This window comes from Serratia sp. Ae19-1 (assembly GCF_059801225.1).
In genome coordinates this window covers 153,208-168,626 of sequence record NZ_JBCHWD010000001.1, presented here as the reverse complement: position 1 = coordinate 168,626, position 15,419 = coordinate 153,208, and the positions used below count along the sequence as shown (strand labels likewise).

15 protein-coding genes are annotated in these 15,419 nt (G+C 57.3%); 11 read left to right on the top strand and 4 right to left on the bottom strand.

From position 1 onward, the window contains the following. Positions 1-95: 95 nt before the first annotated feature. Together tig and bolA are read right to left on the bottom strand one after the other, a co-directional pair. Entirely contained in the window at positions 96-1,400 is a 1,305-nt protein-coding gene (gene tig / locus AAIE04_RS00870) for a trigger factor (RefSeq protein WP_025160063.1), read from the bottom strand. A 367-nt stretch (positions 1,401-1,767) separates the two neighbouring features. Beyond that, positions 1,768-2,082: a transcriptional regulator BolA gene (gene bolA, locus AAIE04_RS00865; RefSeq protein WP_004940361.1), complete on the bottom strand. Its 315-nt coding sequence runs from the start codon at positions 2,080-2,082 to the stop codon at positions 1,768-1,770. A 314-nt stretch (positions 2,083-2,396) separates the two neighbouring features. Here bolA and AAIE04_RS00860 point away from each other — a divergent pair, with 314 nt between their 5' ends. The 8 genes from AAIE04_RS00860 (at position 2,397) to AAIE04_RS00825 (ending at position 11,304) form a co-directional block, all read left to right on the top strand. Continuing rightward, complete coding sequence (locus AAIE04_RS00860; protein ID WP_025160064.1) at positions 2,397-2,975, top strand: lipoprotein; 579 nt, start codon at positions 2,397-2,399, stop codon at positions 2,973-2,975. 51 nt (positions 2,976-3,026) lie between these two features. After that, positions 3,027-4,505 (top strand): muropeptide MFS transporter AmpG, encoded by a 1,479-nt coding sequence (gene ampG, locus AAIE04_RS00855; protein WP_197667185.1) that lies wholly within the window; start codon positions 3,027-3,029, stop codon positions 4,503-4,505. 440 nt (positions 4,506-4,945) lie between these two features. Continuing rightward, positions 4,946-5,896, top strand: coding sequence for a cytochrome o ubiquinol oxidase subunit II (cyoA, locus tag AAIE04_RS00850; RefSeq protein WP_004940365.1), 951 nt, complete (start codon positions 4,946-4,948; stop codon positions 5,894-5,896). Positions 5,897-5,899: 3 nt separating this feature from the next. Continuing rightward, complete coding sequence (gene cyoB, locus AAIE04_RS00845; RefSeq protein ID WP_004940366.1) at positions 5,900-7,891, top strand: cytochrome o ubiquinol oxidase subunit I; 1,992 nt, start codon at positions 5,900-5,902, stop codon at positions 7,889-7,891. Then, positions 7,881-8,495 carry a cytochrome o ubiquinol oxidase subunit III gene (locus tag AAIE04_RS00840; protein ID WP_019454194.1) on the top strand — a complete coding sequence of 205 codons (615 nt, stop codon included), beginning with the start codon at positions 7,881-7,883 and terminating at the stop codon, positions 8,493-8,495. Before cyoB ends, AAIE04_RS00840 begins: the two co-directional genes overlap by 11 nt. After that, complete coding sequence (locus AAIE04_RS00835) at positions 8,495-8,833, top strand: cytochrome o ubiquinol oxidase subunit IV (protein WP_019454195.1); 339 nt, start codon at positions 8,495-8,497, stop codon at positions 8,831-8,833. Before AAIE04_RS00840 ends, AAIE04_RS00835 begins: the two co-directional genes overlap by 1 nt. Before the next feature lie 17 nt (positions 8,834-8,850). Next, positions 8,851-9,741 carry a heme o synthase gene (cyoE, locus tag AAIE04_RS00830; RefSeq protein WP_019454196.1) on the top strand — a complete coding sequence of 297 codons (891 nt, stop codon included), beginning with the start codon at positions 8,851-8,853 and terminating at the stop codon, positions 9,739-9,741. Between the two features lie 198 nt (positions 9,742-9,939). After that, positions 9,940-11,304, top strand: a complete 1,365-nt coding sequence (locus tag AAIE04_RS00825; RefSeq protein ID WP_063918841.1) for an MFS transporter — start codon at positions 9,940-9,942, stop codon at positions 11,302-11,304. A gap of 34 nt (positions 11,305-11,338) precedes the next feature. On the opposite strand, the gene AAIE04_RS00820 is transcribed toward AAIE04_RS00825, so the two are convergent. Further along, positions 11,339-11,830: a YajQ family cyclic di-GMP-binding protein gene (locus AAIE04_RS00820; RefSeq protein WP_019454198.1), complete on the bottom strand. Its 492-nt coding sequence runs from the start codon at positions 11,828-11,830 to the stop codon at positions 11,339-11,341. A 182-nt stretch (positions 11,831-12,012) separates the two neighbouring features. Between AAIE04_RS00820 and panE the strand changes: the two genes are divergently transcribed. Together panE and yajL are read left to right on the top strand one after the other, a co-directional pair. After that, the gene (panE, locus tag AAIE04_RS00815; RefSeq protein ID WP_074055229.1) at positions 12,013-12,924 is read left to right on the top strand and encodes a 2-dehydropantoate 2-reductase; all 912 of its coding nucleotides are present in this window, start codon (positions 12,013-12,015) and stop codon (positions 12,922-12,924) included. Beyond that, positions 12,887-13,477, top strand: a complete 591-nt coding sequence (gene yajL, locus AAIE04_RS00810; protein ID WP_063918839.1) for a protein deglycase YajL — start codon at positions 12,887-12,889, stop codon at positions 13,475-13,477. The genes panE and yajL overlap by 38 nt, the downstream gene beginning before the upstream one ends. 66 nt (positions 13,478-13,543) lie before the next feature. Here yajL and thiI read toward each other — a convergent pair whose 3' ends face one another. Continuing rightward, complete coding sequence (thiI, locus tag AAIE04_RS00805) at positions 13,544-14,992, bottom strand: tRNA uracil 4-sulfurtransferase ThiI (protein WP_004940377.1); 1,449 nt, start codon at positions 14,990-14,992, stop codon at positions 13,544-13,546. 160 nt (positions 14,993-15,152) lie between these two features. On the opposite strand from thiI, the gene xseB reads away from it, so the two are divergent. Then, entirely contained in the window at positions 15,153-15,416 is a 264-nt protein-coding gene (gene xseB / locus AAIE04_RS00800; protein ID WP_015376838.1) for an exodeoxyribonuclease VII small subunit, read from the top strand. Positions 15,417-15,419 lie beyond the last annotated feature (3 nt).

Below are 15,419 nucleotides of genomic sequence, written 5' to 3'. Positions count from 1 at the left end.
AAAAGCCCGCAACCTGGGGTTGCGGGCTTTTTCATCGCGCGCCGGTTCGCCAGGCGAAACCGGGGGCGCCGTTCATCGCGCCCGTCACGCAGGCATTACGCCTGTTGGGTCTGGTTCATCAGCTCGCTGAAGGTAGTGGCTTTTTCAGTCACTTTCGCTTTGGCCAGCAGGGCTTCAACCGCTTGCTCTTCCAGAGCCACGTTGCGCATGTTGTTCATCAGCTCTTTGTTTTTGCTGTAGAACTCGATGACTTCGCTCGGATCTTCGTAGGCGGAAGCCATTTCTTCGATCAGCGTCTTCACGCGGTCTTCGTCAGCTTTCAGCTCATTGGTGCTGATCACTTCGCCCAGCAGCAGGCCAACCACTACGCGGCGTTTCGCTTGCTCTTCGAACAGCTCGCGTGGCAGTTCCAGCGCTTGCTTCTCGTTGCCGCCGAAACGCTGTGCAGCCTGACGGCGCAGCACGTCGATTTCGCCGTCGATCAGTGCAGCAGGCACGTCGATTTCGTTCGCGCTCACCAGGCCTTCGATCGCCTGAGACTTGATGCGGTTACGCACGGCGCCTTTCAGCTCGCGCTCCATGTTCTTGCGAACTTCGGTGCGCAGGCCGGCAACGGAACCGTCCGCCACGCCGAAACGCTTGATGAACTCTTCGGTCAGTTCCGGCAGCTCGCGCTCTTCAACTTTCTTCAGCACGATAGCGAATTTGGCCGCTTTGCCCTTCAGGTTTTCCGCGTGGTAATCTTCCGGGAAGTTCACGTCGATGGAGAACTCTTCGCCCGCTTTGTGGCCGACCAGACCTTCTTCGAAGCCTGGGATCATGCGGCCCTGGCCCATTGCCAGCACGAAGTCGGACGCTTTGCCGCCTTCGAACTCTTCACCGTCGATAGAACCGGTGAAGTCAACGGTCACGCGATCTTCAGCTTCCGCTGCGCGATCGGTTTCTTTCCAGGTCGCCTGCTGCTTGCGCAGAGTGTCCAGCATCGCGTCGACGTCTTCGTCGTTCACTTCAACCACTGGTTTTTCAACTTCGATGTTTTCCAGGCCTTTCAGCTCAACTTCTGGATACACTTCGAATTCAACGGCGAAAGTGAAGTCTTCACCTTCTTTGTACTCGCCCGGCACGTAGTTTGGTGCGCCGGCCGGATTAATCTTTTCTTTGATGATCGCGTCAACGAAGCTGCGCTGCATCGCTTCGCCCAGCACGTCCTGACGAACAGAGGCGCCGTAACGCTGTTCCACGATGTTCATCGGCACTTTGCCTTTGCGGAAGCCGTCGATACGCACGCTTTTCGCTGCGTTGATCAGCTCTTTCTTCACCGCCTGCTTGATAGTATCAGCCGGTACAGTAATAGAGAGACGGCGCCCAAGGCCTTGAGTGGTTTCTACTGAAACTTGCATCTTGTTACCTCAAAAAAATCACAGTGCTCGGTCAACTCCGTTCCAAGAACCAGGACGGCTACAAATAAGAACCGAGTTCCCTGATGACAGAAGCGTCCCGAAACCATTCCGGAAAAATAAGACGCGACATTATAGCGGCGCATGCATGGCGAGTCGAGGAAAGCTAGGCGGCGCAGGCGCGCTAAAACTCACACTTTTGTCGATTCAATCGCCAAAAGGCCGCCAAAACAGACCGAACGTTGGCCATATTGCGCATCGGCCGCGTCGTCGTCAAAAACAGAAACGGCCCGCAGGCCGTTTCAAAATTCGTCAGTAGTAATACCCTAATTCGAGGGCAAAGTTCCACTGATACCTGAAAATTTCCCCCTCAGGCCAGCGTCCCGGCGCCGCGGCACGGCGGCGAGGCCGGCACGGTATCCTGCAATCCTTCCCACTCTTTGAGCGTATAGGTGTGCAGCGCCAGCGCGTGTACGCCATCGGCCAGCTCTTCCGACAGTACGCCGTAGATGGAGCGGTGACGCGTCAGAAAGCGTTCGCCGACGAAGCGATCGCTGACCAATACCACTTTGAAATGACTTTCTGAACCCGCCGGAACGTTATGACGATAGCTTTCATCAACGACTTCCAGATACGCGGGCTCAAACGCCGCCCTTAACTTTGCTTCTATTTGCTCGCGAATCATAGGATCTCCTTACAACACCGGCAGAGGACCGTGCCCATCTAGTTCAATATTAGCCGGTTTTCCCCCGTTTAGACCATCACCTGGACAAATTTCTCTTTTCTGCGGTCAGAGGATGAGCGCCATCCCCGCCGCTTGGGGGATTATCCGATTGAGCGGGCCAAAAAAGCGTGTTTTTATCAACGGCAGGTAAAAATTTGTCACTCAGGCGCCTTCCGCACTTCCACCGCACGGCGGCGATGCTATGATGTCGGCAATTTGTTGTCGGCTATCCCGCTCTGATTATTGCTAAATCCATCGAGAATGAGACAGAAAACATGTTAAAGAAACTTTGTCTTCCTTTGCTGGCCGCCCTGCTGCTGGCCGGCTGCGCGACCAGCAGCAACACCCTGAACGTCACGCCGAAAATCGTTCTGCCGCAGCAGGATCCAACCCTGCAGGGCATCACCATCAGCATCAACGGCGCGGATCAGCGTACCGATCAGGCGCTGGCCAAGGTGAATCGCGACGGCCAACTGGTCACGCTGACGCCATCGCGCGATCTGCGCTTCCTGCTGCAGGAAGTGCTGGAGAAACAGATGGGCGCTCGCGGTTACATGATCGGCGCCGACGGCCCGGTCGCGCTGCAGATCGTCGTCAATAACCTGTACGCGGACGTCTCCGAAGGCAACCTGCGCTACAACATCACCACCAAAGCCGACATCTCGATCATCGCCCAGGCGAAGAACGGCAACAAGCAGGTGAAAAATTACCGCTCCACCTATAACGTGCAGGGCGCCTTCACGGCCACCAATGAGAAGATCACCGACGCCGTCAACTCCGTGCTGGGCGACGTGATCGCCGACATGGCGCAGGACACCAGCGTCAACGACTTTATCAAGCAAAACGCGCGTTAATCGACGCGCCTTGCGCCGCCCGGCGGATCGGGCGGCGCAGACAGGGAACTCATGTCGAAACACTATCTGAACATCTTCACCCAGCGTAACTCCGCCATTCTGCTGCTGCTGGGCTTCGCGTCGGGTCTGCCGCTGGCATTGACCTCCGGCACGCTGCAAGCCTGGATGACCGTCGAAAACATCGATCTGAAAACCATCGGCATCTTCTCGCTGGTGGGCCAGGCCTACGTCTTCAAATTCCTCTGGTCACCCTTCATGGACCGCTATACCCCCCCGTTCCTTGGGCGGAGGCGCGGTTGGCTGCTGATCAGCCAGCTGCTGCTGGTGGCGGCGATCGTGGCGATGGGCTTTATGCAGCCCGCGCAGCATCTGTGGTGGCTGGCGGCGTTGGCGGTGCTGGTGGCGTTCTGCTCCGCCTCGCAGGATATCGTGTTCGACGCCTATAAAACCGATCTGTTGAAAGCCGAAGAACGCGGCGCGGGCGCGGCGATCTCGGTGCTGGGTTACCGGCTGGCGATGCTGGTTTCCGGCGGCTTGGCACTGTGGCTGGCGGATCGCTATTTCGGCTGGCAAACCACCTACTGGCTGATGGCCGGATTGATGCTGATCGGCGTAGCCGCCACGCTGCTGGCGCCGGAGCCGGATGAAAGCATCCCGGCGCCGCGCACCATGGAACAGGCGGTCGTCGCGCCGCTGCGCGATTTCTTTGGCCGCAACAACGCGTGGCTGATCCTGCTGCTGATCGTGATGTACAAAATGGGCGACGCCTTCGCCGGCAGCCTGAGTACCACCTTCCTGATCCGCGGCGTGGGGTTCGACGCCGGTGAAGTGGGGCTGGTGAACAAGACCCTCGGCCTGTTCGCCACCATCGTCGGCGCCCTGTTCGGCGGCGTGCTGATGCAGCGCCTTACCCTGTTCCGCGCCCTGATGCTGTTCGGCATCCTGCAGGCGGTGTCCAACCTCGGGTATTGGATCCTGGCGGTGACCGACAAGAGCCTGCTCACCATGGGCAGCGCCATTTTCCTCGAAAACCTGTGCGGCGGCATGGGCACCGCGGCCTTCGTCGCGCTGCTGATGACGCTGTGCAACCGGTCGTTCTCCGCCACCCAGTTCGCGCTGCTGTCGGCGCTGTCCGCCGTGGGCCGCGTTTATGTCGGCCCAATCGCCGGCTGGTTCGTCGAAGCTCACGGCTGGCCGCTGTTCTACCTGTTCTCGATCGCCGCCGCCCTGCCCGGCTTGCTGCTGCTCGGCGTCTGCCGCCAAACGCTGGAGCACACCCAGCAGCATGGCGACTTTATGCCGCGCACCGAGTTTTCAGGGTCTTACCGCTGGGCGCTGCGCCTGCTGACGCTGGGCTGTTCGCTGCTGGGCCTGTGGCTGCTGCTGCTGATCGCCAATGCGCTGGACTGGACCCAGGCCCCACAGTTGGCCGATCGGCTGCTGCAGGCCGGCGCCGCGCTGAGCCTGCTCGGCGTCGCGATGGGCAGTACGTTGGATTACCTGGCGCTGCGCCGCACCCGTTTGGCATAATCTGACCGGCCGGCGATTGCGCCGGCCGAAAAAAAAGCGATCCGCGGGTATATTTATTTTGGTAAAAAAAGATAATCGGCGCGGAAATTATTTTTTTATCCGACTGCCACACTCGGAAATAAAATTAAATTCACCTTTAAGACACAATTATTTTACATTAAATAAACCTTTTCTGCGTATTTCCCCGCCGTGCATTTCTTCGCCAAATTCATCATACCTTTAGTTTTCCTTAACATACGGGCTGCTCGTCACGATTCAGCGTGCCAACGCGTTGTTGTCATTGGTAAATTGTCACGCAAGGTTACATCTGTGACCCCCTTAACAGAAAGTGTCAACAAGCCGCTGACACTCCCTTAAGCATGTTTACAGTACTGCAACCTTCCCGTAAAATGCCCGCACACATGAAACGACAATTGAGCCTTTGTTATTGAGGTCGTTAGATGAGACTTAAGAAATACAATAAAAGTATTGGGATGCTGTCATTAATCGCAGGCACTGTATTGCTCAGTGGCTGCGATATGGTTTTGATGAATCCCAAAGGAGCAATTGGTGTTGAGCAACGGACACTGATTATCACTGCAATCGCGTTGATGTTGATCGTGGTGGTGCCAGTTATCTTCATGGCGTTCGCCTTTGCCTGGAAGTATCGCGCTTCCAACAAAGACGCCAAGTACAGTCCGAACTGGGCCCACTCCAACAAGATCGAAGCGGTCGTCTGGACCATTCCTATCATTATCATCGCCATCCTTGGCACCATTACCTGGAAGACCACCCACGAACTCGACCCGTTCAAGCCGATTGTCACCGACAAGAAGCCGATGACGATCGAAGTGGTGTCGCTCGACTGGAAATGGCTGTTCATCTACCCGGAACAAGGCATTGCGACTGTTAATGAGCTGGCTTTCCCGAAAGATGTTCCAGTCGAATTCAAGATCACCTCTAACTCGGTAATGAACTCGTTCTTTATCCCGCAGTTGGGTGGACAGATTTATGCGATGGCCGGCATGCAGACCAAACTGCACCTGATCGGCAACGAAGCCGGTGCCTACAAGGGCATCTCGAGCAGCTACAGCGGCGCAGGCTTCTCCGGTATGAAATTCACCGCGATTGTTACCCCGACCGAAGGCGACTTCGATCAGTGGGTGGCCAAGGTGAAGGCATCGTCTAAAAACCTGAACACCACCGACGACTTTAACAAACTGGCAGAGCCGAGTGAAAACAACCCGGTTGAGTACTTTGCCGCTGTCAAACCGAATTTGTTCAAAGAAACAATTGCCAAATTCATGGGCGACATGGATATGCACAAGGGCGCTGGCGCGCACGAAGGCATGGACATGAGCCAAGGTATGGACATGGGTGAACATGCTGCTCACGCCGGAGCCGAGGAATAACTGATGTTGGGAAAATTAACACTTGATGCGGTTCCGTACCACGAACCGATCATCATGGTCACCGTAGCCGCAATTATCGTCGGGGGCCTGGCAGTGCTGGCGCTGCTGACGTATTTCGGCAAATGGAAGTGGTTGTGGAGCGAATGGCTGACTTCGGTCGACCATAAAAAAATTGGTATCATGTACATCATCGTGGCGATGGTCATGCTGCTGCGCGGCTTCGCCGACGCCATCATGATGCGTAGCCAGCAGGCGTTGGCGTCCGCCGGCGAAGCCGGGTTCCTGCCGCCGCACCACTACGACCAGATCTTCACCGCGCACGGCGTTATCATGATCTTCTTCATGGCGATGCCTTTCGTGGTCGGCCTGATGAACGTCGTGGTGCCGCTGCAAATCGGTGCGCGCGACGTCGCCTTCCCGTTCCTGAACTCCCTGAGCTTCTGGTTCTTCGTGGTGGGCGTTGTGCTGATCAACATCTCCCTGGGGGTCGGTGAGTTCGCTCAGACCGGTTGGCTGGCGTATCCGCCGCTGTCGGGTAAAGAGTACAGTCCTGGCGTCGGGGTCGATTACTGGATCTGGAGTCTGCAGATTTCCGGTCTGGGTACCCTGCTGACCGGCGTGAACTTCTTCGCCACCATTCTGAAGATGCGTGCCCCTGGCATGCCTATGATGAAGATGCCGGTGTTCACCTGGGCGGCGCTGTGTACTAACGTCCTGATCATCGTTTCTTTCCCAATTCTGACCGTCACCATCGCGTTGCTGACCCTGGATCGCTATCTGGGCACCCATTTCTTCACCAATGATATGGGCGGCAACATGATGATGTACATCAACCTGATTTGGGCCTGGGGTCACCCAGAGGTGTATATCCTGGTTCTGCCGGTGTTCGGCGTATTCTCCGAAGTCACCGCGACCTTCTCCAGAAAACGCCTGTTCGGCTATACCTCACTGGTATGGGCAACCATCGCGATCACCGTTCTGTCGTTCATCGTCTGGCTGCACCACTTCTTCACCATGGGGTCCGGCGCGAACGTTAACGCCTTCTTCGGTATCGCCACCATGATCATTTCCATCCCGACCGGGGTGAAAATCTTCAACTGGCTGTTCACCATGTATCAGGGCCGTATCAAGCTCAACTCCGCGATGCTGTGGACCGTTGGCTTCATCATCACCTTCTCCGTGGGTGGTATGACCGGCGTTCTGCTGGCGGTGCCGGGCGCGAACTTCGTGCTGCACAACAGCCTGTTCCTGATCGCTCACTTCCACAACGTCATCATCGGCGGCGTGGTGTTCGGTTGCTTCGCGGGCCTGACCTACTGGTTCCCGAAATCCTTCGGCTTCACGCTGAACGAAAAATGGGGCATCCGCGCGTTCTGGTTCTGGATCATCGGCTTCTTCACCGCCTTCATGCCGCTGTACGCATTGGGCTTTATGGGCATGACCCGTCGTATCAGCCAGAACATCAACCCTGAGTTCCACCCTCTGCTGCTGGTTGCAGCCGGCGGTGCGGCGCTGATCGCCTGCGGCATCCTGTGCCAGCTGACCCAGATCTTCGTCAGTATCCGTGACCGCGAACAGAACCGCGATCTGACCGGTGACCCATGGGGTGCTCGTACTCTGGAGTGGTCAACTTCGTCTCCACCGCCGTTCTATAACTTTGCCGTAGTGCCTCAGATTCATGACCGTGACGAGTTCTGGGACATGAAAGAAAAAGGCGAAGCCTATAAGAAACCGGCTAAATACGAACCGATTCATATGCCTAAGAACACCGGCGCCGGCGTTATCATCGCCTTCTTCAGCCTGGTATTCGGTTTCGCAATGATTTGGGAAATCTGGTGGATGGCTCTGGCTGGCTTCATCGGTATGATCGTTGTCTGGATCGGCAAGAGCTTCGATCACGATGTTGACTACTATGTGCAGGTTGATGAAATCGAGCGCATTGAGAACCAACACTACGAACAAATCCGTAAAGCAGGCGTGAACCATGTCAACTGAAACTCTGACCAATCATAACGCAGCCCATGCAGAGCATGGGCACCACGACGCGGGTGAGACCAAGGTCTTCGGATTCTGGATCTACCTGATGAGCGACTGTATTTTGTTTGCGAGCTTGTTCGCGACTTATGCAGTCCTGGTGAACGGGACCGCGGGCGGTCCCTCCGGCAAAGACATCTTCGACCTGAAGTTTGTCCTGGTCGAAACTTTCCTGCTGTTGTTCAGCTCCATCACCTACGGCATGGCGATGATCGCCATGAACAAGGGTAAAGTTGGCGGTGTAAACACCTGGTTGTTCCTGACCTTCCTGTTTGGTCTGGGCTTCGTGGCGATGGAAATCTATGAATTCCATCACCTGATCGCCGAAGGCTTCGGTCCGGATCGCAGCGCGTTCCTGTCCAGCTTCTTCGCGCTGGTCGGCACCCACGGTCTGCACGTAACTTCCGGCCTGATTTGGATCATCGTGATGATGATTCAGGTGAGCAAGTTCGGCCTGACCGCGACCAACAAAACCCGCCTGATGTGCCTAAGCCTGTTCTGGCACTTCCTGGACGTGGTCTGGATCTGCGTATTTACCGTTGTCTACCTGCTGGGGGTTATGTAATGAGCCATTCATCCCATGAAACCTCTCACGGCGGCGCAAGCCACGGCAGCGTGAAGTCATACCTGGTCGGCTTTATCCTGTCGATCATCCTGACGGTAATTCCATTTGCGATGGTAATGAACGGCACAGCCTCTCATTCCACCATCCTGGCGGTTGTTGTCGGTATGGCGGTTATCCAGGTGATTGTTCACCTGGTTTACTTCCTGCACATGAACACCTCATCGGAAGAGCGCTGGAACCTGGTGGCATTGCTGTTCACCGCTATGATCATCGGTATCGTTGTTGTAGGTTCACTCTGGATTATGTACAACCTCAACATCAATATGATGGTCGATTAAGAGCTGAGCTGCACGTGATGATTAAGCAATACCTGCAAGTCACTAAACCAGGAATTATTTTCGGCAATTTAATTTCTGTCGTTGGGGGATTCCTGCTCGCTTCCAAAGGGAGCATCGACTATCCCCTGTTTCTCGCCACCCTGGTGGGTGTCTCGTTGGTGGTCGCGTCGGGCTGTGTGTTTAACAACTACATCGACCGCGACATCGACAAGAAAATGGAGAGAACGAAGAATCGGGTGCTGGTAAAAGGCCTGATCGCGCCGAGTGTCACCCTGGTTTATGCGACCGTGTTGGGTATTGTGGGCTTCGCGTTGCTGTATATCGCGGCCAACCCGCTGGCCATGTGGCTGGCGGTGATGGGCTTCGTGGTTTATGTCGGCGTTTACAGCCTGTACATGAAACGCCACTCGGTCTACGGCACGCTGATCGGCAGCTTGTCGGGCGCTGCGCCGCCGGTTATCGGCTACTGCGCAGTGACCAACGAGTTCGACGCCGGCGCGTTGATCCTGCTGGCTATCTTTAGCCTGTGGCAGATGCCGCATTCTTATGCGATCGCTATCTTCCGCTTTAAAGATTACCAGGCGGCCAACATTCCGGTGCTGCCGGTGGTGAAAGGCATTTCCGTCGCCAAGAACCACATCACGGTCTACATCCTGGCGTTTATGATCGCCACGCTGATGCTGACTCTGGTGGGTTATGCCGGCTACAAATACCTGATCGTCGCTGCGGCGGTGAGCGTATGGTGGCTCGGCATGGCGCTGCGCGGTTACAAAACCGAAAACGACAGCGTCTGGGCGCGTAAACTGTTCGTGTTCTCCATCGTCGCCATCACCTCGCTGAGCGTGATGATGTCGATCGACTTCAGCGCCACGGCGGCGCCTGAAGCGCTGGTGACCTACGTTTGGTAAGCCAAATCATCTATGAATGGGCCGCGTATGCGGCCCATTTTATTTGTCACGCCGAAAAGCACTCGAACTGTAATATCTGTTAAACAACATTCGATTTACCCCCCCTGCCCTGCACACTAAAATGACGCAGCTTTACAGAAATCATGCCATCAGGCGCTGTCTCAACGTCTGATGGCATGGTTTTTACCGAGGTTTGATGTGAACGATAATTCAATGACCCCGCAGGAGCGCCGCGCCACCTGGGGATTGGGCACCGTATTTTCCCTGCGCATGCTCGGCATGTTTATGGTATTGCCGGTGCTGACTACCTACGGCATGGCGCTCAACGGCGCCAGCGAAGCGCTGATCGGCATCGCCATCGGCATCTACGGCCTGGCGCAGGCGGTGTTTCAGATCCCATTCGGCCTGGTGTCCGATCGCATCGGCCGCAAGCCGCTGATCGTCGGCGGCCTGCTGATCTTTGCCCTCGGCAGCGTGATTGCCGCCGTCACCGACTCTATCTGGGGCGTGATCCTCGGCCGCGCGTTGCAGGGCTCCGGCGCCATCGCCGCCGCGGTGATGGCGCTGCTCTCCGATCTGACCCGCGAGCAGAACCGTACCAAGGCGATGGCGTTTATCGGCGTCAGCTTCGGCATCACCTTCGCCATCGCCATGGTCGTGGGGCCTGTCATCACCCACGCTTTCGGCCTGCACGCGCTGTTCTGGATGATCGCCGTGCTGGCGCTGGCCGGCATTGTCATCACCTTGACGGTGGTGCCTTCCGCCGACACCCATCTGTTGAATCGCGAGTCCAGCATCGTGCGCGGCAGCTTCCGCAAAGTGCTGAGCAATTCGCGCCTGCTGAAGCTCAACTTTGGCATCATGTGTTTGCATATCCTGCTGATGTCCAGCTTCGTGGCGCTGCCGCTGGCGATGGAAAAAGCCGGGCTGGCGGCCAGCGAGCACTGGATCGTCTACCTGGTGACCATGCTGGTGTCGTTCGCTGCCGTGGTGCCTTTCATCATCTATGCCGAAAAATATCGCCGCATGAAGCAGGTATTTATGGGCTGCGTGGCGGTGCTGTTCTGTGCCGAAGTGCTGCTGTGGCTCTCCGGCATGCACCTGTGGGGCATCATCGCCGGCGTGCAGCTGTTCTTTATGGCCTTCAACGTGATGGAAGCCATTCTGCCTTCGCTGATCAGCAAAGAATCACCGGCCGGCTACAAAGGCACGGCGATGGGGGTCTACTCCACCAGCCAGTTTATCGGCGTGGCGATCGGCGGCAGCCTTGGCGGCTGGCTTTACGGTTTGCAGGGGGCAGGCTTGGTGTTTATCGCCGGCGCCGTATTGGCTGCAGTCTGGTTCCTGGTCAGCAGCACGATGAAAGAGCCGCCGTATGTCAGCAGCCTGCGCATTACGCTGTCGGAACTGGCGGTGAAGGATTCGGCGCTGGAAAGCCGCCTGAAGGCGCAGCCCGGCGTGGCCGAGGCGATCGTGGTGCCGGAGGAGCGCAGCGCCTACGTCAAGGTGGATACCAAGCAGACCAATCGCGGTCAGCTGGAAGCGCTGGTCAATTCGCTGTAAAGAATCAGGGCCGGCAATGCCGGCCCTGTAGAGATTAATCGCGGAAGTTCTTGAACTGGAACGGCTGCCCCAGATCGCCGCCGCGCACCAGCGCCATCACGCTCTGCAAATCGTCGCGCGACTTGCCGGTCACCCGCACTTCTTCGCCCTGGATCTGCGCCTGCACCTTCAGCTTGCTGTCTTTGATCAGCTTGACGATTTTCTTCGCCACGGTGGTTTCAATCCCCTGCTTCAGCTTGGCTTCCACGCTGTAGGTTTTACCGCTGTGGGTAAATTCTTCCGGGATCTCCAGCGCGGCGCCGTCGATGCTGCGCTTGCTCAGCTTTTCGCGCAGAATGTCGAGCAGCTGCTGCACCTGGAAATCAGACTCGGTGGCAACCTTGATGCTTTGGTCTTTCTCGTTTAGCTCAAAGCTGGCCGGCACGTTGCGAAAATCCCAGCGGGTGCCGAGATCGCGGGTGGCGTTCTCAACGGCGTTACGCACTTCCTGCATATCAATTTCGGAAACGATGTCGAAAGATGGCATACTTCTTCCTCCTGAATGAGTGCCTAATAGCTTAGGCGATTTTGATGCCGAGCATGATAACCGCTTTGCCGCCTCAGACAAAATCTGCTGAACGCACGCAGGGATAGCGCTTCGGGCTGCCATAAAGCCTATAGTTAATTCACGGTAATTGAGCGGTATTCCCGTGTTTCCAAGGAGACTGAATGAAAATAACCATTCTTGGTTGCGGCGCGCTCGGACAACTGTGGCTCTCCCGGCTGTATCAGCAGGGCCACGATGTACAGGGATGGCTAAGAGTGCCTCAGCCTTTTTGCGCCGTGAACGTGATAGAGCCGGAAGGCGTCTCGTTCAATCGCAATCTGCCCACCAACGATCCGGAGCATCTGGCGCAAAGCGAGCTGCTGCTGGTGACGCTGAAAGCCTGGCAAGTGTCCAGCGCGGTCAGCGCGCTGCTGCCGAAGCTTAACCCCCAGTGCGCCATCTTGCTGCTGCACAACGGCATGGGCACTCAGGAGGAGCTGCCGCCGAACGGCCAGCCCATTCTGCAGGGCACCACCACCCACGCCGCGCGCCACGAAGGCAGCACCATTATTCACGTCGCCACCGGCATCACCCACATCGGGCCGACCTCGCCGGCCGCCCAACGCCTCAGCCACCTGGCGGAAGTGCTGCATCAGGCGCTGCCCGACGTCGCCTGGCACAACAACATCGCCTCGGCCAACTGGCGCAAGCTGGCGGTCAACTGCGTGATCAACCCGCTGACGGCGCTGTACGGCTGCCGCAACGGCGATCTGCAGCGCTACCCGGAGCAGATCGAAACGCTGTGTCGTGAAGTCGCCAGCGTGATGGCGATGGAGGGTTACCACACCTCCTGCGAAGGCCTGATGCAATATGTCATGGACGTGATCCACAGCACCGCCGACAACGTTTCGTCGATGCTGCAGGATATCCGCAGCCAGCGGCACACCGAGATCGACTACATCACCGGCTACCTGCTGCGCCGCGCGCGCAGCCACGGCCTCACGCTGCCGGAGAATGCGCGGCTGTTTGAACTGATTAAACGAAAGGAAAATGAATATGAGCGTATCGGCGCTGGTCTGCCTGGCACCTGGTAGTGAAGAAACCGAAGCCGTCACCGCCATCGATCTGCTGGTGCGGGCGGGCGTAAAAGTCACCACCGCCAGCGTTGCCGGCGACGGCGAGTTGACTATCGTCTGTTCGCGCGGCGTCAAACTGCTGGCCGATGCGCCGCTGGTGGCGATCGTCGATGAGCCTTTCGACGCCATCGTGCTGCCCGGCGGCCTGAAGGGGGCGGAATGCTTCCGCGACAGCCCGCTGCTGGTGGAAAAGGTGCGGCAAATGCACCTGCAGGGCAACATCGTCGCCGCCATCTGCGCAGCGCCTGCGCTGGTGCTGCAGCACCACGATCTGTTCCCGGTCGGCAACATGACCGGCTTCCCGGGCCTGAAAGACCAGATACCGGCGGATAAATGGATGGAACGCCGCGTGGTGTACGACGCTCGCGTTAACCTGCTCACCAGCCAGGGGCCGGGCACCGCAATGGAGTTTGCGCTGAAACTGATCGATCTGCTGCTTGGTAAGGCCAAGGCGGCGGAGATCGCCGCGCAGCTGGTGTTGATCCCCGGGATGTACGATTTCCGCGACTGAACGATTTGCCGATAAAAAAAGGGCTGAACACCGGTTCAGCCCTTATCGTTTATGGCGCTCCGCGCGTTACGGGCGATAAACCTTCACGTTGCTGAAACCCTGCTCCAGCAGGTACAGCGCCTGCAGACGGCTCATCACGCCGCGCTCGCAGTACAGCAGATAGGTTTTGCTCTGATCCAGATCGCCGAACTGGGTGCTCAGCTTGTAGAACGGCAGCGCTTTCACTTCAACCTGTTCCAGCTGCAGCGGCTTCTCTTCCTGTTCGTCGTTGGAACGGATATCCAGGATCACCTCGTCGGCACCGAAGGCCGCGACGGTTTCCACCTCGGTCACCTGCTCCTGCGCCTGCTCGGCGATAGAGCGAATATCGACGTTCTTGGCCTCGCTCACCACCCGATCGAGAATGCTGAAATCGAAGTGGCTCTCTTCCTCTTCAATCTTGGCCTTGACGGCTTTCACCGTCGGGCTCTTCGAAATCACGCCGCAATATTCCGGCATGGTTTTGGCGAAGTCTTCGGTGCCGATTTCGCGCGCCAGCTTGATGATGTGCTCTTTATCGTGCGAAATCAGCGGACGCAGGATCAGGGTGTCGGACGCGTTATCGATCAGACGCAGGTTGGTCAGCGTCTGGCTGGAGACCTGCCCCAGCGCCTCACCGGTCACCAGCGCCTGCACACCGTAGCGTTCGGCCACTTGCGAAGCGGCACGCACCATCATGCGCTTGAGCACCACGCCCATCTGACCGTCGTCGACTTTCTCCAGGATCTCACCCACCACCGGCTCGAAGTCGATGGCGACGAAGCGCACCTTGTGCGAACTGGCGAAGCGATTCCACAGATAGTGCGCCACCTGCTTCACGCCGATCTCGTGCGCGGCGCCGCCCAGGTTGAAGAAGCAGAAGTGCACGCGGCAACCGCGACGCATCAGCATATAGCTGGACACGCCCGAGTCGAAACCGCCGGAAATCAGCGACATCACGTCTTCCTGGGTGCCGACCGGGTAACCGCCGATGCCTTCGAGACGGCGTTTGACCAGCATCAGCTTGTCGTCTTCGATCTCCAGGTTTACCGTGACCTGCGGGCGGGTCAGGTTAACGCGCGCGCTCTCGATATGCTGATTCAAACCGCCGCCGACGTAGCGCTCCACGTCCTGCGAGTTGAACGCCTGCTTGCCGCGGCGCTTGACGCGCACGCAGAAGGTTTTGCCTTCCAGCTGGGCGCGGTAGGCTTCCAGCGTCTGCTCGAAGATGTGGTGGATATCGGTATAAGCGCGATCTTCCACTTCCAGAATATGGTGGATGCCGGGAATGCGCGTCAGCGCGTCGGCAATGATCGGCCGCTGGTTTTCATCTTTGGCGCGAACTTCTATATGATCCCAGTGACGGACGACCGCCAGCGTTTCATCATACTGCTTCAGGACGTTGCGAATATTGGTCGAGAGAATCTTGATAAAGCGCAAGCGCACAGATTGGCTCTTGATGGTGATTTCCGGGAACAATTTAATGATAAACTTCATGGCGGTCTTTGTTGTCAGATAAGAATTACGGCGCGGAGTATATCACCATATCGCCGTGCTCTGCGCACAAAACCACACATGAGCGCCATGATTTGCTAATCAAGATCCGCTAGGATAGGCTCTGGCGCCACGGTTCACATGATGACGTAAAAAGAAAATTATGCCGAAAAAACCAGCACAATCAGCCAGTACAGAGCAAACTGCCAGCTTTGAAAGCGCCCTCGGCGAGCTGGAAAGCATCGTTACGCGTCTGGAGTCAGGCGAACTGCCGCTGGAAGACGCGCTGAACGAATTCGAACGCGGCGTGCAGCTGGCGCGTCAAGGCCAGCAAAAACTGCAGCAGGCGGAACAGCGTGTGCAGATACTCCTTAACGACAGCGCCGATGATGCGGCGCTGGCGCCTTTCACACCGGATGCCGAGTAACCG